The sequence below is a fragment of the Micromonospora sp. NBRC 110009 genome, assembly GCF_030518795.1.
GTDB lineage: Bacteria > Actinomycetota > Actinomycetes > Mycobacteriales > Micromonosporaceae > Micromonospora.
In genome coordinates this window covers 3,552,398-3,568,317 of sequence record NZ_CP130427.1, presented here as the reverse complement: position 1 = coordinate 3,568,317, position 15,920 = coordinate 3,552,398, and the positions used below count along the sequence as shown (strand labels likewise).

Annotated in this window: 12 protein-coding genes; 7 read left to right on the top strand and 5 right to left on the bottom strand. The window is 73.4% G+C overall.

Features of this window, described 5'->3' with window-relative positions; translation table 11 throughout:
* Nucleotides 1-84: 84 nt before the first annotated feature.
* Complete coding sequence (locus Q2K19_RS17055) at nt 85-861, bottom strand: peptidoglycan DD-metalloendopeptidase family protein (protein ID WP_302762244.1); 777 nt, start codon at nt 859-861, stop codon at nt 85-87.
* Nucleotides 862-1,123: 262 nt separating this feature from the next.
* Between Q2K19_RS17055 and Q2K19_RS17050 the strand changes: the two genes are divergently transcribed.
* The 5 genes from Q2K19_RS17050 (at nt 1,124) to Q2K19_RS17030 (ending at nt 7,415) form a co-directional block, all read left to right on the top strand.
* Nucleotides 1,124-2,467, top strand: coding sequence for an ABC transporter substrate-binding protein (locus Q2K19_RS17050; RefSeq protein ID WP_302762243.1), 1,344 nt, complete (start codon nt 1,124-1,126; stop codon nt 2,465-2,467).
* A 68-nt stretch (nt 2,468-2,535) separates the two neighbouring features.
* The gene (locus Q2K19_RS17045; RefSeq protein ID WP_302762242.1) at nt 2,536-3,585 is read left to right on the top strand and encodes a carbohydrate ABC transporter permease; all 1,050 of its coding nucleotides are present in this window, start codon (nt 2,536-2,538) and stop codon (nt 3,583-3,585) included.
* Nucleotide 3,586: 1 nt separating this feature from the next.
* The gene (locus Q2K19_RS17040; protein ID WP_302762240.1) at nt 3,587-4,549 is read left to right on the top strand and encodes a carbohydrate ABC transporter permease; all 963 of its coding nucleotides are present in this window, start codon (nt 3,587-3,589) and stop codon (nt 4,547-4,549) included.
* Nucleotides 4,550-4,612: 63 nt separating this feature from the next.
* Entirely contained in the window at nt 4,613-5,686 is a 1,074-nt protein-coding gene (locus Q2K19_RS17035; RefSeq protein WP_302762238.1) for a LacI family DNA-binding transcriptional regulator, read from the top strand.
* Between the two features lie 70 nt (nt 5,687-5,756).
* Nucleotides 5,757-7,415, top strand: a complete 1,659-nt coding sequence (locus Q2K19_RS17030; protein ID WP_302772567.1) for a glycoside hydrolase family 13 protein — start codon at nt 5,757-5,759, stop codon at nt 7,413-7,415.
* 51 nt (nt 7,416-7,466) lie between these two features.
* On the opposite strand, the gene Q2K19_RS17025 is transcribed toward Q2K19_RS17030, so the two are convergent.
* Genes Q2K19_RS17025 through xylA form a run of 4 tightly spaced genes read right to left on the bottom strand, consistent with a single transcriptional unit; the run spans nt 7,467 to nt 12,792 of the window.
* Entirely contained in the window at nt 7,467-8,879 is a 1,413-nt protein-coding gene (locus Q2K19_RS17025) for an MFS transporter (protein WP_446839647.1), read from the bottom strand.
* 48 nt (nt 8,880-8,927) lie between these two features.
* Nucleotides 8,928-10,016 carry a DUF5925 domain-containing protein gene (locus tag Q2K19_RS17020; RefSeq protein ID WP_302762236.1) on the bottom strand — a complete coding sequence of 363 codons (1,089 nt, stop codon included), beginning with the start codon at nt 10,014-10,016 and terminating at the stop codon, nt 8,928-8,930.
* A gap of 41 nt (nt 10,017-10,057) precedes the next feature.
* Nucleotides 10,058-11,593, bottom strand: a complete 1,536-nt coding sequence (xylB, locus tag Q2K19_RS17015) for a xylulokinase (protein WP_302762235.1) — start codon at nt 11,591-11,593, stop codon at nt 10,058-10,060.
* 11 nt (nt 11,594-11,604) lie between these two features.
* A complete protein-coding gene (gene xylA / locus Q2K19_RS17010; protein ID WP_302762234.1) occupies nt 11,605-12,792 on the bottom strand; it encodes a xylose isomerase in 1,188 nt (395 codons plus the stop codon).
* Nucleotides 12,793-12,842: 50 nt separating this feature from the next.
* Between xylA and Q2K19_RS17005 the strand changes: the two genes are divergently transcribed.
* Both Q2K19_RS17005 and Q2K19_RS17000 read left to right on the top strand, forming a co-directional pair.
* The gene (locus Q2K19_RS17005; protein WP_302762233.1) at nt 12,843-14,099 is read left to right on the top strand and encodes an ROK family transcriptional regulator; all 1,257 of its coding nucleotides are present in this window, start codon (nt 12,843-12,845) and stop codon (nt 14,097-14,099) included.
* A 129-nt stretch (nt 14,100-14,228) separates the two neighbouring features.
* Complete coding sequence (locus Q2K19_RS17000) at nt 14,229-15,890, top strand: PP2C family protein-serine/threonine phosphatase (protein ID WP_302762231.1); 1,662 nt, start codon at nt 14,229-14,231, stop codon at nt 15,888-15,890.
* The last annotated feature ends 30 nt before the right edge of the window (nt 15,891-15,920 follow it).

Genomic DNA, 15,920 nt, shown 5'->3' with positions numbered 1-15,920 from the left:
CCCTGACCCGCCGGGGTCGTCGAACCCGAGAGCTCCGTCCTCCCAGACAGGTGCTCCGGGCACGACGACCCCGGCGTGCTGCGGTCAGCAGCGCGGCACGCCCGGGATGAACCCGTCGTAGCCGGTGTAGACGTACGCGTCGGAGACGTACCTGCCGGTGCCGATCCGGTCCCAGATCGAGCTGGTGCCGTAGGTGCCGGTGACCGTGGTGCCGGTGGTCTGGCAGTAGATGGTCACCTTCGCGCCGTCGGCGACCGAGCCGACCGCGGCGTAGCCGGTGCCGGGGCCGGAGCGGACGGTCAGGGCGGCGCCCGCCGTGTTCACCGTGCCCTCGCCGGTGTTCGTGCCGGAGCAGCCGTTGTCGCTCGTGTAGGTCTTGGTGCCCCAGTAGAGGGCGAGCGCCCCGTTGAACCGGACCTGGATGTCGTTGCCGTTGAGCCGCTGCTCGTAGTGCAGGTGCGGCCCGGTGGACCCGCCGGTGCTGCCGACGTACCCGATCACCCTGCCGTAGCCGACGGTCTGCCCGACCGAGACGTTGAAGCCGTTCAGATGGGCGTAGTAGGTGGTGTAGCCGTTGCCGTGGTCGATCCGGACGTACTTGCCGTAGCTGGTGCCGCCGAGGTCGGTCACCCGGTCGACGGTGCCCGGCGCGCTGGCCACCACCGGGTCGCCGAGGTCGTCGGTCCGGTTGAAGTCGATGGCGTAGGCGGGGCTGTGGTCGGACCGGGTCTGCCCGGACCAGGACTGGTTGCAGGGGAACGGGACCTTGAAGGTCGGAGCCGCCATGGCCGGGGTCGCCGGCACCAGCGTGGCCGCGAGGACCGCGCCCACGGCCGCCAGGGTGAACCACCGCTTGCGCATCCACTACCTCCTATGTTGAAAGTTTTCGATTTCCTAGGGTCAGGGTGACAGAAAGCTCCATCGATGGGAAGGGCCTTCCCGGCGCCGGAACGAACGGAGCGTGGGAGCGCGTCCACGGCCGGTGAGCGGGTTTCCGGATTGTTACCGGGCCGTGTCCGACAGGGGGTGGACCAGCGAGGATGCAAGCGCTTACATGTGGGGACGACCATCGGACCGGCGCGGGTTCGATTTCCCCCACGCGCCGGCAAGGAAGGAGATCGGCATGGCGTTTGCCAGATCGCGCCAGGCTCTCGCGATCGCCGGCGTGCTGGGCCTGGCGCTCGGCGTCACCGCCTGCGGCACGGGCAACGACAAGAAGAGCGGCAAGGCGAGCTCCGCGGAGTGCGCCGCATACGAGAAGTACCAGGGCCACGACGGCAAGAAGGTCACGATCTACTCGTCGATCCGGGACATCGAGGCCGACCGCCTGGACCAGTCCTGGAAGCAGTTCGAGGACTGCACCGGCATCGACATCGACCACGAGGGCTCGGGCGAGTTCGAGGCCCAGATCGGCGTCCGGGTGGATGGCGGCAACGCCCCCGACCTGGCCTTCATCCCGCAGCCGGGCCTGCTCAAGCGGTTCGCCGACGCGGGCAAGCTCAAGCCGGTCGGCGCCGACACCAAGGCGCTGGCGGAGCAGAACTTCACCCCCGACTGGCTGAAGTACAGCACCGTCAACGGCACGCTCTACGGCGTTCCGCTCGGCTCCAACGTCAAGTCGTACGTGTGGTACTCGCCGAAGACCTTCAAGGAGAAGGGCTGGACCGTCCCCACCACCTGGGACGAGATGATCGCCCTGAGCGACAAGATCGCGGCGAGCGGCACGAAGCCGTGGTGCGCCGGCATCGAGTCCGGTGACGCCACCGGCTGGCCGGCCACCGACTGGATCGAGGACGTGATGCTGCGGACGGCGGGCCCCGAGGTCTACGACCAGTGGACCACCCACGGCATCAAGTTCAACGACCCGCAGGTCGTCGCGGCCGTCGACAAGGCCGGCACCATCCTCAAGAACGAGAAGTACGTCAACGGCGGCTTCGGCGGCGTGAAGAGCATCGCCACCACCTCCTTCCAGGAGGCCGGCACGCCGATCACCGCCGGCAAGTGCGCCATGCACCGCCAGGCGTCCTTCTACGCCAACCAGTGGCCGCAGGGCACCAAGGTGGCCGAGGACGGCGACGTCTTCGCGTTCTACTTCCCGGCCATCGACCCGGCCAAGGGCAAGCCCGTGCTGGGTGCCGGTGAGTTCGTCGCGGCCTTCGCCGACCGTCCCGAGGTCCAGGCGGTGCAGACCTACCTGGCCTCCGGCGAGTACGTCAACAGCCGCGCCAAGATCGGCGACTGGCTGTCGGCGAACAAGAAGCTCGACATCAACAACGTGCCCAACCCGGTGGACAAGCTCTCCGTCCAGATCCTGCAGGACCCGAAGACCGTCTTCCGCTTCGACGGCTCGGACCTGATGCCGGCCGCGGTCGGCGCGGGCACCTTCTGGAAGGGCATGGTCGACTGGATCAACGGCAAGGACACCACCACGGTCCTGAACGGCATCGAGAGCAGCTGGCCGAAGTGATCTGAGCCGGTGGTCCGGTCCGCGCCCGCGGGCCGGACCACCGCTCGATCCAACCCCTGGGAGGGTCGATGGAGTTCGACTTCGCGGAGGAACAGCCGAAGTTCCTCATGCTGATGTACGGGCTGATCGCTTTCGTCGCGGTGGTGGGCGGGCTGCTCCTGCTCCTCGACGTGGTGCCGGCCTGGTTCGCCCGCCGCCGGGAGGCGAAGCTGGTCGCCGCCGCGACGAGCGGCGCCCCGCTGCCCCGCCGGCGCAAGCCGCGTGAGGGGCTGTTCGCGCTCTTCTTCCTGCTGCCGACGCTGCTGTTCCTCCTCGTCGGGCTGGTGGTGCCCGCGATCCGCACCACGCTGCTCTCCTTCATGGATTCCGGCAGCAACAACTGGGTCGGACTGCGCAACTACGGCTGGATGTTCTCCGACGGCGCGATCGTCCAGGTGCTGACCAACACCCTGATCTGGGTGCTCCTGGTGCCGCTGGTCGCCACCACGTTCGGCCTGATCTACGCCGTGATGGTGGACCGGGCCCGGCTCGAGGCGCTCGCCAAGTCCCTGATCTTCCTGCCAATGGCGATCTCGTTCGTCGGCGCCAGCATCATCTGGAAGTTCGTCTACGCCTACCGCGGCGACGGTGAGGAGCAGATCGGTCTGCTCAACCAGATGGTGGTCAGCCTCGGCGGCGAGCCGAAGCAGTGGCTGCTCGAATCGCCCCTGAACACCTTCCTGCTCATCGTGATCATGGTCTGGATCCAGGCCGGTTTCGCGATGGTGGTGCTCTCGGCCGCGATCAAGGCCATCCCGGCGGACATCGTCGAGGCGGCCCGGCTGGACGGGGTGAGCCCGTGGCAGATGTTCTGGCAGATCACCCTGCCGAGCATCCGGCCGGCGCTGATCGTGGTGGTGGTCACGCTCTCCATCGCCACGCTCAAGGTCTTCGACATCGTCCGGACCGCCACCAACGGCAACTACGACACCAGCGTGATCGCGAACGAGATGTACAACCAGGCGTTCCGGTACGGCCAGAACGGGCAGGGTTCCGCCCTCGCGGTCTTCCTCTTCGTCCTGGTCATCCCGATCGTGATCTACCAGATCCGCAACCTGCGTCAGCAGCGGGAGGGCTGAGATGACCACCGCCACGCCCACCGTCGGAGCCGGCGTCCAGGCAACCGGGAAGACCACCCGGATCGGCCGGGTCCGCAAGCGCCTGAACAGCCGGACCGCCACGCTGGTCTCGATCGTCATCGCGCTGCTCTGGACGGTTCCGACCTTCGGCCTGTTCATCTCCTCGTTCCGGCCCGAGGACCAGATCAAGACCACCGGCTGGTGGACGTTCTTCACCGACCCGCAGTTCACGCTGGAGAACTACCAGCAGGTCCTCTTCAGCACGTCCTCCTCGTCGGGTCAGCTCGCCAGCTACTTCATCAACTCCCTGGCGATCACCATCCCGTCGGTGCTCTTCCCGACGGCGTTCGCGGCGCTGGCCGCGTACGCGCTGGCCTGGATCAACTTCAAGGGGCGGGACTGGCTCTACATCGCGATCTTCGCGTTGCAGATCGTTCCGCTGCAGATGGCCCTGGTGCCGCTGCTGAAGTTCTTCTCCACCGGCGTCACCGTCGCCGGTGTCCAGGTGCTCCCGGCCTGGGATCTCGTCGACGAGCAGAAGTTCGCGCAGGTGTGGTTCGCGCACACCTGTTTCGCCCTCCCGTTCGCCGTGTTCCTGCTGCACAACTTCATCTCGCAGCTGCCGTCGGACCTGATGGAGGCGGCCCGGGTCGACGGGGCCACGCACCCGAAGATCTTCCGCACCATCGTGCTGCCGCTGATCACGCCCGCCCTGGCCGCGTTCGGCATCTTCCAGTTCCTCTGGGTCTGGAACGACCTGCTGGTCGCGCTCATCTTCGCGGGTGGCGGCAACGAGACCGCCCCGCTGACCGTCCGGCTCGCCGAGATGGCCGGCACCCGGGGCAACGAGTGGCAGCGGCTGACCTCCGGTGCGTTCGTGTCGATCGTGGTACCGCTGATCGTGTTCCTGTCCCTCCAGCGCTACTTCGTGCGGGGCCTGCTCGCCGGCAGCGTCAAGGGCTGACCCGCTGCTCCGCCGCCGCCGACCCCGGCGGCGGCGGGGCGCGGGCCGGAGCGGGGAACAATGATGACCAAGATTGACGACGTCGCCCGCCTGGCCGGGGTCTCCACGGCCACCGTCTCCCGGGCGCTGCGCGGCCTCCCGACGGTCTCGGCCGCCACCCGGCACCGGGTGCTCGCCGCCGCCGAGCAGCTCCAGTACGCCGTCTCGCCGAGCGCGTCCCGACTGGCCGGCGGGAAGACCGGCACCGTGGCCGTGGTGGTCCCCCGGATCACCCGCTGGTTCTTCGCGACGGTGGTCGAGGCGGTCGAGGACCATCTCCACGAGAACGGCTACGACCTGCTGCTCTACAACCTCGGCGGTCGGGAGCAGACGCGGCGGCGGGTGCTACGGACGGCCGACCTGCACAAGCGGGTGGACGCGATCATCCTGGTCGCCACCCCGCTGCGCCCGGCCGACGTGACCGCGCTGACCAAGCTGGACCTGCCCGGCGTGACGATCAGCTCGGGCAGCGGCGTTCCCGGCTGGCCCTGCGTACGCATCGACGACGTGGCGGCGGGCCGCAGCGCCACCCGGCACCTGCTCGACCTCGGCCACACCCGGATCGCGCACATCTCCGGCGACCCGGACGACGAGCTCGCCTTCACCACGCACCTGGACCGCCGCCGCGGCTACCAGGAGGCACTGCGGGCCGCCGGGATCCGGCCCGACCCGACCCTGGACATCGAGTCGCAGTTCACCATCGACGGCGGCACCCGGGCCGCCACCGAGCTGCTGGCCCGCGGCGAGCTGCCGACCGCGATCTTCGCCGCCTGCGACGAGATGGCGATGGGCGCGATGACCGCGCTGCGCGACGCCGGGCTGCGGGTACCGCAGGACGTCAGCGTGATCGGCGTCGACGACCACTACCTCGCCGGGGCGCTCGGGCTGAGCACCATCGCCCAACCCGCGGCGGAGCAGGGCCTGCTCGCCGCCCGGATCCTGCTCGACCCGCTCGGCGTACGCGCCGCCGACCCGTACGCCGGGCTGGTGCCCTCGCAGGCCGGCGCGAAAACCGGCCGCGACACGCCGACGCGGCCGGTGATCCTGCCCACTCGGCTGGTGGTGCGGGAGTCGACCGCGCCGCCGCGGGCACACTGAACGGATCCGGCCGTCCCGCGACGGCCGGGGAACGGCCGCACGGCCACCGCACGACACAGGGGAGAAGGCTCTGAACACCGACGCTACGCAGCAGGAACCGGCCGTCGTCCCGGCCACCGGCTGGTGGACCGAGGCTGTCATCTACCAGATCTACCCGCGTTCGTTCGCCGACTCGAACGGCGACGGCATCGGCGACCTTCCCGGCATCACCGCCCGCCTCGGCCACCTCGCCGAGCTGGGCGTCGACGCGGTCTGGCTGTCGCCGTTCTACCCGTCGCCGCAGGCCGACGCCGGGTACGACGTGGCCGACTACCGGGATGTGGACCCGCTCTTCGGCACCCTCGGCGACGCCGACAAGATGATCGCCGAGGCCAAGTCGCGCGGGCTGAAGGTGATCGTCGACCTGGTGCCCAACCACACCTCCTCGCAGCACCGCTGGTTCCAGGCCGCGCTACCGGCCGCGCCGGGCAGCCCGGAGCGGCAGCGCTACGTCTTCCGGGACGGCAAGGGGCCGCAGGGCGCCGAGCCGCCGAACGACTGGCAGAGCGTCTTCGGCGGTCCCGCCTGGACCCGGCTGCCGGACGGCCAGTGGTACCTGCACCTCTTCGACCCCGGCCAGCCCGACCTCAACTGGGGCAACCCCGAGGTCCGCGCCGAGTTCCTGGACATCCTCCGGTTCTGGCTGGACCGGGGCGTCGACGGCTTCCGGGTGGACGTGGCGCACGGCCTGATCAAGCAGGCCGACCTGGCCGACTGGCAGGAGCAACCGGAGATTCTCTCCGGCGCGGAGATCGACAAGCCGCGCCCGCCGATGTGGGACCAGGACGGCGTGCACGAGATCTACCGGGAGTGGCGGCGGCTGCTCGACTCGTACGACAGCGAGCGGATCCTGGTCGCCGAGGCGTGGGTCGAGCCGGCCGAGCGGCTGGCCCGCTACGTGCGCCCGGACGAGATGCACCAGGCGTTCAACTTCGAGTACCTGCTCGCCGCCTGGACCGCCCCGGCCCAGTACGCGGTGATCACCCGCTCCCTGGAGGCCACCGACTCGGTCGGCGCCCCCACCACCTGGGTGCTCTCCAACCACGACGTCGTCCGGCACGCCTCCCGGCTCGGCCTGCCGATCAGCGGTGGCCGGCCGAACGGCATCGGCATCGGCGACCCGCAGCCGGACGCCGCGCTCGGCCTGCGCCGGGCCCGGGCGGCCAGCCTGCTGATGCTCGCCCTGCCCGGCTCGGCGTACCTCTACCAGGGCGAGGAGCTGGGGCTGCCGGAGCACACCACGCTCCCCGACGAGGCCCGGCAGGACCCGACCTGGGAGCGCAGCGGGCACACCCAGCGCGGCCGGGACGGCTGCCGGGTGCCGATCCCGTGGGAGGCCGACGCCCCGTCGTACGGCTTCGGGCCGACCGACGCGAGCTGGCTCCCCCAGCCCCCGAGCTGGGCCGAGTACGCGCTCGACCGGCAGCGCGACGTGCCGGGCTCGACGTACGAGCTGTACCGGACGGCGCTGCGGCTGCGCCGTGAGCACGGCCTCGCCCGCGGCCCGCTGCGCTGGCACTCCTCCGGCGACGAGGTGCTCATCTTCAGCAACCGGGGGCTCATCGTGCTGACCAACTTCGGCGCCGAGCCGGTGCCGCTGCCGGTCGGCGCCAAGGTGCTGGCCGCCAGCGCCCCGCTCGACGACGACAATGCCGTCCCGACGGACGTCACCGTCTGGTACCGCGTCTGACGGTTCAGGAGGCCCCCGGTACCGCGCGAGGCGTTGACCGGGGGCCCTTCCCTACAGGCGGTCGGCGCGGGTGTGCAGGAGGTCGTGGACCGACTCGATGTCGCCGGGTGAGGTACGGGCGGCGAGCCAGTACATCAGCCCGGTCGGGATGAAGAAGAGCTGGAACACGGCCAGCCCGACGGCGTAGTTCAACGGCGGCGGGAAGGCCGCCCGCAGCCCCTGGAAGGCCGCCCCGACCAGCCCGTTGCCGGCCGCCCGGCCGACCCCGTTGACCAGGTTGCCCAGGCTGTAGACGGTGCCCCGGTGCTCGGGCGGGTTGACGTCGGCGATCAGCGCGAACCAGTTGGGCGAGTTCGCCGAGGTGAGCGCCAGCGCCAGCACGGCGGTGAGCAGGCTCAGCCCGACGGTCGGCTCGGTGACCACGCTGGCCAGCACCGCGCCGACCACCGCGCCGGAGCTGCCGCCGTCCGGCACGTCGATCCGGATCGGCACCAGGAACAGGACCAGGTAGAAGGGCACGGCCGCGAGGATGCCCGCCGCCGCGACCAGTGCCCGGCCGCTCGGCGTACGCCGCTGGAGCGCGTCGCCGACCAGGCCGCCCACGATGGAGAGCACCCCGCCGAGCTGGAACAGGGTGGCGAAGACGCTGCCCACCACGACCGCGGTGGCCGCCGAGTAGCCCTGCGCCTCGGCCCGCTGGGCGAACAGCACGGGCAGCCAGACCAGCGAGCCGAACGCCGCCTGTGCGGTCAGGCCCTGGAGGATCAGCCAGCGGTTGGTCCGCCGGGCCAGGATCCGGGGCAGGTCCGCCCGGCTGATCCGGTAGTCGTACTCGCCGCCCGCGTCGAGCGCCGCGGCCAGCTCCGGTTCGCTCTGCCCGCGCCGGATGTCGTACGTGAACAGGTAGGCCACGGTGGCGGCGAGGCCGACCACGGTGAGCACCAGGAACGGCCGCCGCCACTCGGTGGCGCCGAGGATGCCGCCGGTGAGCGTGCCGGCGAGGGTGCCGACGCCCTGCGACAACCCCCAGAAGCTCATCACCAGCCCCCGGCGCCGGGGCGAGATCAGGTCGGTGACCACCGAGAAGCCGACCGAGCCGACCGCGCCCAGCCCGACCGCCGCGACCAGCTGGGCGACCAGGAACGTCGGGTAGTTCTGGGCGAGCGCGCTGCCCCCGGTGCCGGCCGCCCAGATCAGGGTGCCGACCATGAGCAGCGGCTTGCGGTCGGTCCGGTCGCCCACGTACGCCCAGGCGACGGCGGCGACCGCGCTGACCAGGAAGCTCACCGCGGTGACCAGGCCGAGCATCCGCTGCGACACGCCCAGCGCGCCGGAGATCGGCCCGTACAGCGGCGGGACCAGCCCGATCGCCACGTTGTCCAGCGAGGCGAGCACCACGAACACCACGACGCTGTACCACCGGTGGGCCGCGTTCCCGCGCCTGGAGATCCTGGTGCCGCTCATGCCCGGCAGCAAATCAGGTACAGATCACGGCCGGATGACGACCCCGCTTCAGAGGTAACCGCCGATCTCGACCGGCACGGCCCCGGCCGGGACGGTGCCGGCACGCAGCGCGTAGAGCTCCGCCAGAGTGGCGCCCTGCGCCGGGACGCCCGCCGAGGTGCCGAGCCAGTCGGTCGCCTCCCCGTACGACAGCGGGCCGACCTCGATCCGGGCCAGGCAGCGGCCGGGCCGCGTAACGGCCGGGTGCAGCCGGGCCAGGTCCTCGTTGGTGGTGATCGCCACCAGCACCTCGCGGCCCTGGCCAAGCAGCCCGTCGGTGAGGTTGAGCAGCCGGGACAGCGCCTGTCCGGCCGCCTGCTTGGCCTCGCCCCGGATCAGCTCGTCGCAGTCCTCCAGGATCAGCAGCCGCCAGCGGCGTCCCGCGCCACCCTCCTCGTCGTCGTCCCCCACCGCGATCTCGGAGAGGTACGCCGCGTCGGCGAAGAGCACGTCCGGATCGAGGACGGCGTCGACCTGGCACCAGTCGCGCCACTGCCGGGCGAGCGCGCGCAGCGCGGTGGTCTTGCCGGTGCCCGGTGCGCCGTGCAGCAGCACCAACCGGCCCAAGATGTCCTCCGGCGTGACGCCCATCAGTCGATCCAGAGCGGCACCCGCCTGCGCGGCGTAGTTGCTCCGGATCGCCGTCCACTCCGGCGCCACGATCGACCGCACGTCCCGTTGGGCACCGCGTCGGGGATCGTGGTGCCAGAACCCGATCCGCCCGGTGTCCGGGTCATCGGGTTCGGCGGCGCCGTCCACGATCCGGTCCAGCGCCGCCTGGCCGACCTCGTCGCTCACCGCGGTCACCGTCACCTCGCCGGACCGGCCGTTCCAGGTCACCACCCGCGCGGTCCAGCCCTCCCCGGCGAGCAGCCGGTACCGCTGCCGATGTTCGACGGCGGTCCGCAGCACCCGCGCGTCGGCGGGAGTCAGCGCCGCGTCCCGCCGCAGCCGGGACAGCCGTACGGTCCGCGCCCACGGATGCCGGCCCGTGACGAAGTCGGCCAGGGCCAGCGCGTCGATCACGTCGCAGGGGGTGTCCGAATCGTCGTACTGGAGGACCGAGGGCAGGGCGGGGCCGGCGGGGGCGGTGCGCATCCCTCCATGATCGCGAGTGCGGGCACCGCCCGTACAGCCGTTTACCCGCCGGCCTGCCGGTCCACCACCAGCTCGCGGGCCCGGGCGTAGCGTTCGCGGACAGTGGGGACGGGCGACGACTCCAGCTCGGCGCGGCTGACGCCGCGCCGCGACCTGGAGCCGTCGTCCGCCGCGTACTCCTCGGTCTGGCCGACCGACCAGGTGGGCGGCGCCTCCCCGCCCAGGGCGACCCAGGCGGCCTGGCGGGCCGCCCCGTCGGCGACATACTCCCCGGGCGGCGGCACGACCACGGGGCGGCCGAAGACCTCCGGGGCGATCCGTCGCACGGCGGCGGACCTGGCCCCGCCGCCGACCAGGATGATCCGGTCGGCGCGGGCGCCCTGCGCGACCAGCGCGTCGAGACCGTCGGCCAGGGCGCAGAGCATGCCCTCGACGGCGGCCCGGGCCAGGTGGGCCGGGGTCGAGGTGCCCAGGGTGAGGCCGTGCAGGGCGCCGGTGGCGGTGGGCCGGTCCGGGGTCCGCTCCCCCTCGAGGTACGGCACCATGACCAGCCCGTCCGCGCCGGGCGGGGCCGCCAGGGCCAGCTCGCTCAGCTCGTCGAGGCCGACCCCGAGCAGGGTCGCGGCGGAGTCCAGCACCCGGGCCGCGTTGAGCGTGCAGACCAGCGGCAGGAACCGGCCGGTGGCGTCGGCGAAGCCGGCCACCGCCCCGGTCGGGTCGGCGGCGGGACCGTCGGCCACCGCGAAGACGGTGCCCGAGGTGCCGATCGAGACGACCACGTCCCCCGGGCCGGCCCCGGCGCCCAGCGCGGCGGCGGCGTTGTCCCCGGTGCCCGGGCCGAGCAGGACCCGGCCGACGGCACCGGACCCCGCACCGTCGGCCGGGCCGGTGCCGCTCGGGCCGCCGCCGAGGGCCGCCGGGTCGAGGTAGCCGGCCACCTCGCCCGGACCGAGCACGACGGGCACCTCGACCCGCCGCCCGAAGGCGCGTTCCAGCAGGTCGAGGCGGTACTCCCCGGTCCGGGGCGACCAGTAGCCAGTGCCGCTGGCGTCACCCCGGTCGGTGCGCAGCGCCGCCAGGCCGGGGGCGCCGGCCAGCCGCCAGGTGAGCCAGTCGTGCGGCAGGCAGACGGCGGCCACCCGGTCGGCGTTCGCCGGCTCGTGCCGGGCCAGCCAGCGCAGCTTGGTGGCGGTGAAGCTGGCCACCGGCACCGAGCCGGTCGCCTCGGCCCAGAACCGGCGGCCCGCCTCCCCGCCGCCGGCCTCCTCGACCAGCTCGCGGGCGGCGTCGGCGGAACGGGTGTCGTTCCACAGCAGCGCCGGACGGACCACCTGCCCCGACTCGTCCAGACAGACCATGCCGTGCTGCTGGCCGCCGACCGCGACGGCGGCCACGTCGGCCAGCCCGCCGGCCTCGGCGACGGCCGCGAGCAGGGCGTCCCACCAGGCGAGCGGGTCGACCTCGGTGCCCTCGGGGTGCGGCGCGCGGCCCTGCCGGACCAGCGCGCCGGTCTCCGCGTCCCGGATCACCACCTTGCAGGACTGGGTGGACGAGTCGATGCCGGCGACGAGCGGCATGGCGGGCCGCCTCAGCGCGCGCCGAGCAGGTGCTCGACGGCGAGCTGGTTGAGCCGGACGAAGCCGAAGCCCTTCGCGCCGGCCGCCTCCGGGTCGAACTCCTCGAACGCGGACCGGTCGGCGAGCAGCTCGGCGTAGCCCTCGCCGGCGTTGAGGGTCGGGGTGGCCAGGTCGGTGACCTTGCTGGCCGCCAGGGCCTCGGCCACCTCCGGGTCGGCCCGGAACGCCGCGGCCCGCTCCTTGAGCAGCAGGTAGGTCCGCATGTTCGCCTCCGCCGACGCCCACACCCCGGTCATGTCCTCGGTGCGGGAGGGCTTGTAGTCGAAGTGCCGGGGCCCGTCGTACCCGGGGCCGCCGTTCGGGCCGCCGTGCTCGAGCAGGTCGACCAGGGCGAACGAGTTGAGCAGGTCGCCGTGGCCGAAGACCAGGTCCTGGTCGTACTTGATGCCTCGCTGGCCGTTGAGGTCGATGTGGAAGAGTTTGCCCTGCCAGAGCGCCTGGGCGATGCCGTGCGCGAAGTTCAGCCCGGCCATCTGCTCGTGCCCGACCTCGGGGTTCAGCCCGACCAGCTCGGGGCGGGCCAGGGTGGAGATGAACGCCAGCGCGTGGCCGACGGTGGGGAGCAGGATGTCGCCGCGCGGCTCGTTCGGCTTGGGCTCGATGGCGAAGCGCAGGTCGTAGCCCTGGTCGACGACGTACTGGCAGAGCAGGTCGACGGCCTCCCGGTAGCGGTCCAGCGCGGCGCGGATGTCCTTGGCCAGGTCGTACTCGGCGCCCTCCCGGCCGCCCCACATCACGAAGGTGCGGGCGCCCAGCTCGGCGGCGAGGTCGACGTTGCGCAGCACCTTGCGCAGGGCGTAGCGGCGGACGTCGCGGTCGTTGCTGGTGAAGCCGCCGTCCTTGAAGACCGGGTGGGTGAAGAGGTTGGTGGTGACCATCGGGACGACCAGGCCGGTCTCGTCGAGGGCCTTGCGGAACCGGGTCAGGTGGGCGTCGCGGGTGGCGGCGTCCGCCCCGAAGGGGATCAGGTCGTCGTCGTGGAAGGTGATCCCGTACGCGCCGAGCTCGGCGAGCCGGTGGACCGCCTCGACGGCGTCCAGCGCGGGCCGGGTCGCGTCGCCGAACGGGTCACGGGCCTGCCAGCCCACCGTCCAGAGACCGAAGGAGAACTTGTCGGCGGGGGTGGGACGGGGCGCCATGGCAGACCTCCGGTGGTGTCGTCGCCAAATTTGTTCAGTGGTTGAATTAAATGGCGGCGATGTGGCAGTGTCAAGGGGTGACCAGCGCCAGCACCGGGGCGGTCCGGCAGGGCAGCCTCCGCGAGCTCAACCTCGCCGTGGTGCTCCGGCGGATCGCCGCCGCCGACCGACCGCCGTCCCGCGCCGAGATCGCCGCCGGGACCGGGCTGACCCGGGCCACCGTCTCGGCCGTGGTCGACGACCTGATCGCCGGCCGGCTGGTCGCCGAGGCGGAGCCCGCGCCGCGTACCGGGGCCGGGCGGCCCGCCCGCGGCCTGGTGCTGTCCGGGGACGGCCCGGCCGGGCTCGGGCTGGAGATCAACGTCGACTACCTGGCCGCCTGCGTGGTCGACCTGACCGGCGCGGTACGCCACCACGCGGTGCGGCGGGCCGACCTGCGCCCGGTCTCCCCCGCCGACGCGCTGGCCCGGCTGGCCGCGCTCGCCGCGGAGGCCCGGACCGCGGCCGTCCGCGCCGGGCTGACCCTGGCCGGCGCGACGCTCGCCGTGCCCGGCCTGGTCGGCGACGGCGGCCTGGTCCGCCTCGCGCCCAACCTCGGCTGGCGGGACGTGGACGTCCCCCGGCTGCTCGCCGGGCATCGGCTGGCCGAGCCGGTGGACGGGATCCCGCCGCTGGTGGTCGACAACGAGGCCAACCTGGCCGCCCTCGGTGAGCTGCACGCCGGCCCGCCCGGGTCGGCCAGCTTCCTGCACGTCACCGGCGAGATCGGCATCGGCGCCGGGATCGTGCTCGACGGGGTCCTCTACCGCGGCGCGCGCGGGTGGAGCGGCGAGATCGGTCACCTGCCGGTGGACCCGCGCGGCCGGCCCTGCCGCTGCGGCGGCCAGGGCTGCCTGGAGCGGTACGCGGGCCAGGAGGCCATCCTCGCCGCCGCCGGGCTGGCCGGGGCGGAGCTGCCCGCCGACACCGCCGCGACCCGGCTGGCCGACCTCGCCCGGGCCGGTGACCCGGCCACCCTGACCGCCCTGGCGGACGCCGGCACCGCCCTCGGCGTGGCCGTGGCGGGCGTGGTGAACCTGCTGGATCTGGACACCGTGGTGCTCGGCGGCGGATACGCGCCACTGGCTCCGTGGCTCTGCCCACCGGTGGTCGCGGAGGTCTCCCGGCGGGTGCTGACCGCCGCGTGGTCACCGATCACGGTCCGACCGGCGGCGCTCGGCCCGCAGTCCGCGGCCGTCGGTGGCGCCGCGTCGGTGGTCCGCCGCATCGTCGACCGCCCGGTCGGCTGGCTGGCGCGATCCGGCTGACCCGCCTTCCTCCGTGGGCGAGCGGCGGCCCTGCTCGGTACGCTGGGCCGCAGGCAACCGGCCGGCGACCGAGGAGTGCACCGACAGCATGCGCAGAGGTGGACCCACCGGGGCGCCCGGCGACCTGCGGTGACGACGTCCCGCCGGGGCGGTGTCGCCGGGGCGGCCAGCGGTCAGGCTGCCCGACCCCGGGTCCACCGGACCGCCCAGAACGCGCTGCCGGCCGACTCCCGCCTCGCCCGTGAGCTGCTCGACGGGCTCGCCGAGGCGGTCGTGACCACCGACCAGGCCGGGGTGGTGACCCTGGTCAACGCGATGGCCGGCGCGTTCCTCCCCGAGCTCTCCCCCGGCGTGGACCTGGCCCGCTGTGCGGTGCCCGCACTGGCCCGGGCCGTCCGCGAGGGCGGCGACACGTTCGACGCCGAGCACCACGGCCGGCGGCTGCACGGCCTCCGCCGCGGCCTGGCCGGCGGGCGCTGCGGCTGGTACGTGCGGGACGTCACCGAGGAGCAGGCCCGCGCCGACGCGCTGCTGGCCGAGCGGTCCCGCACCGCGTTCCTCGCCCAGGCCGGCAGCCGGCTCGGGCTCTCCCTGGACCGGGAGCAGACCCTGCGGGCCGCCGTCACCCTGCCGATCCCCTACCTGGCCGACGCCGCCGTGGTCGTGCACCGCCCGCCGCCCCCGGCCGAGGACCGGCCGCACTGGATCCGGTACGCCGCGGGCGACCCCGCGCCGGCCATCGGCGTCGGCGGCCGGGGGATGGCCGTGCCCGGCCTCATCGAGGCGTTCGACGACGAGGCCGGCGAGCCCGATCCCTGGCTCGACGCCGAGCTGGCCGACCTGGCCGGCGTGCTTCCCGAGGGCTTCGGCCGGCCCGGCACGCTGCTGATCAGCCCGATGCGCGGCGCCGGCGGGCCGGCCGGGGCGCTGATCCTGGTCCGCCGCGCCGACCGGTCCGGCTTCGCGCAGCGGGAGGTCGAGCTGGCCCGCGAGTTCGCCGCCCGCGCGGGCGCGGCGCTGGCCACCGCCGAGCTCTACGGCGAGCAGGCTCACCTGTCCCGCGTCCTGCAGAACAGCCTCCTCCCGCCGGAGCTGCCGCCGGTGGCCGGCATGACCCTGGCCGGCGGCTACCGGGCGGCCGGCGACCGCCTGCGCATCGGCGGTGACTTCTACGACCTCTTCCCCACCGGGCCGGGCGCGCTCTTCGCCCTCGGCGACGTCTGCGGCAAGGGGGTCGGGGCGGCCGTGCTGACCGGCCGGGTACGCCAGTCGCTGCAGACGCTGCGCCTGGTCGAGCAGCGCCCACTGGAGCTCATGGGGCTGCTCAACCGGGCGCTCCTGGACGCGCCGGAGGCGGCCCGCCGGGCCCAGTTCACCACCCTCCTGCTGGGCACCCTCACCCGCGAGCCGGACGGCGGGCTGCTGGTCCGGGTGGCCGGCGGCGGCCATCCCGCCCCGCTGGTCGTCCGCGCCGGCGGCACGGTCAAGCCGGTCGCCGTGGGCGGGATGCCGGTCGGCGCGCTGGCCGCCGCCCGCTTCGGCGAGGCCCAGGTAAGACTCGCCGCGGGCGACCTGCTGCTGGCGTACACCGACGGGGTGACCGAGGCCCGGGGCGGCCCCACCGAGCTGGAGATGTTCGGCGACGCCCGGCTCCGCCAGGCGCTGGCCGCCGGGGCCGGCCTGCCGCCGGCCGCGCTGGTGGACCGGCTGCTCCGCCTGGTCGACGAGTGGCTCGACGGGCAGGTCCACGACGACATCGCCATGCTGGCCGTGGCGCCGACGCCGGCCTGACGCGCCCCCGGGACCGGTCGGACACCGTGG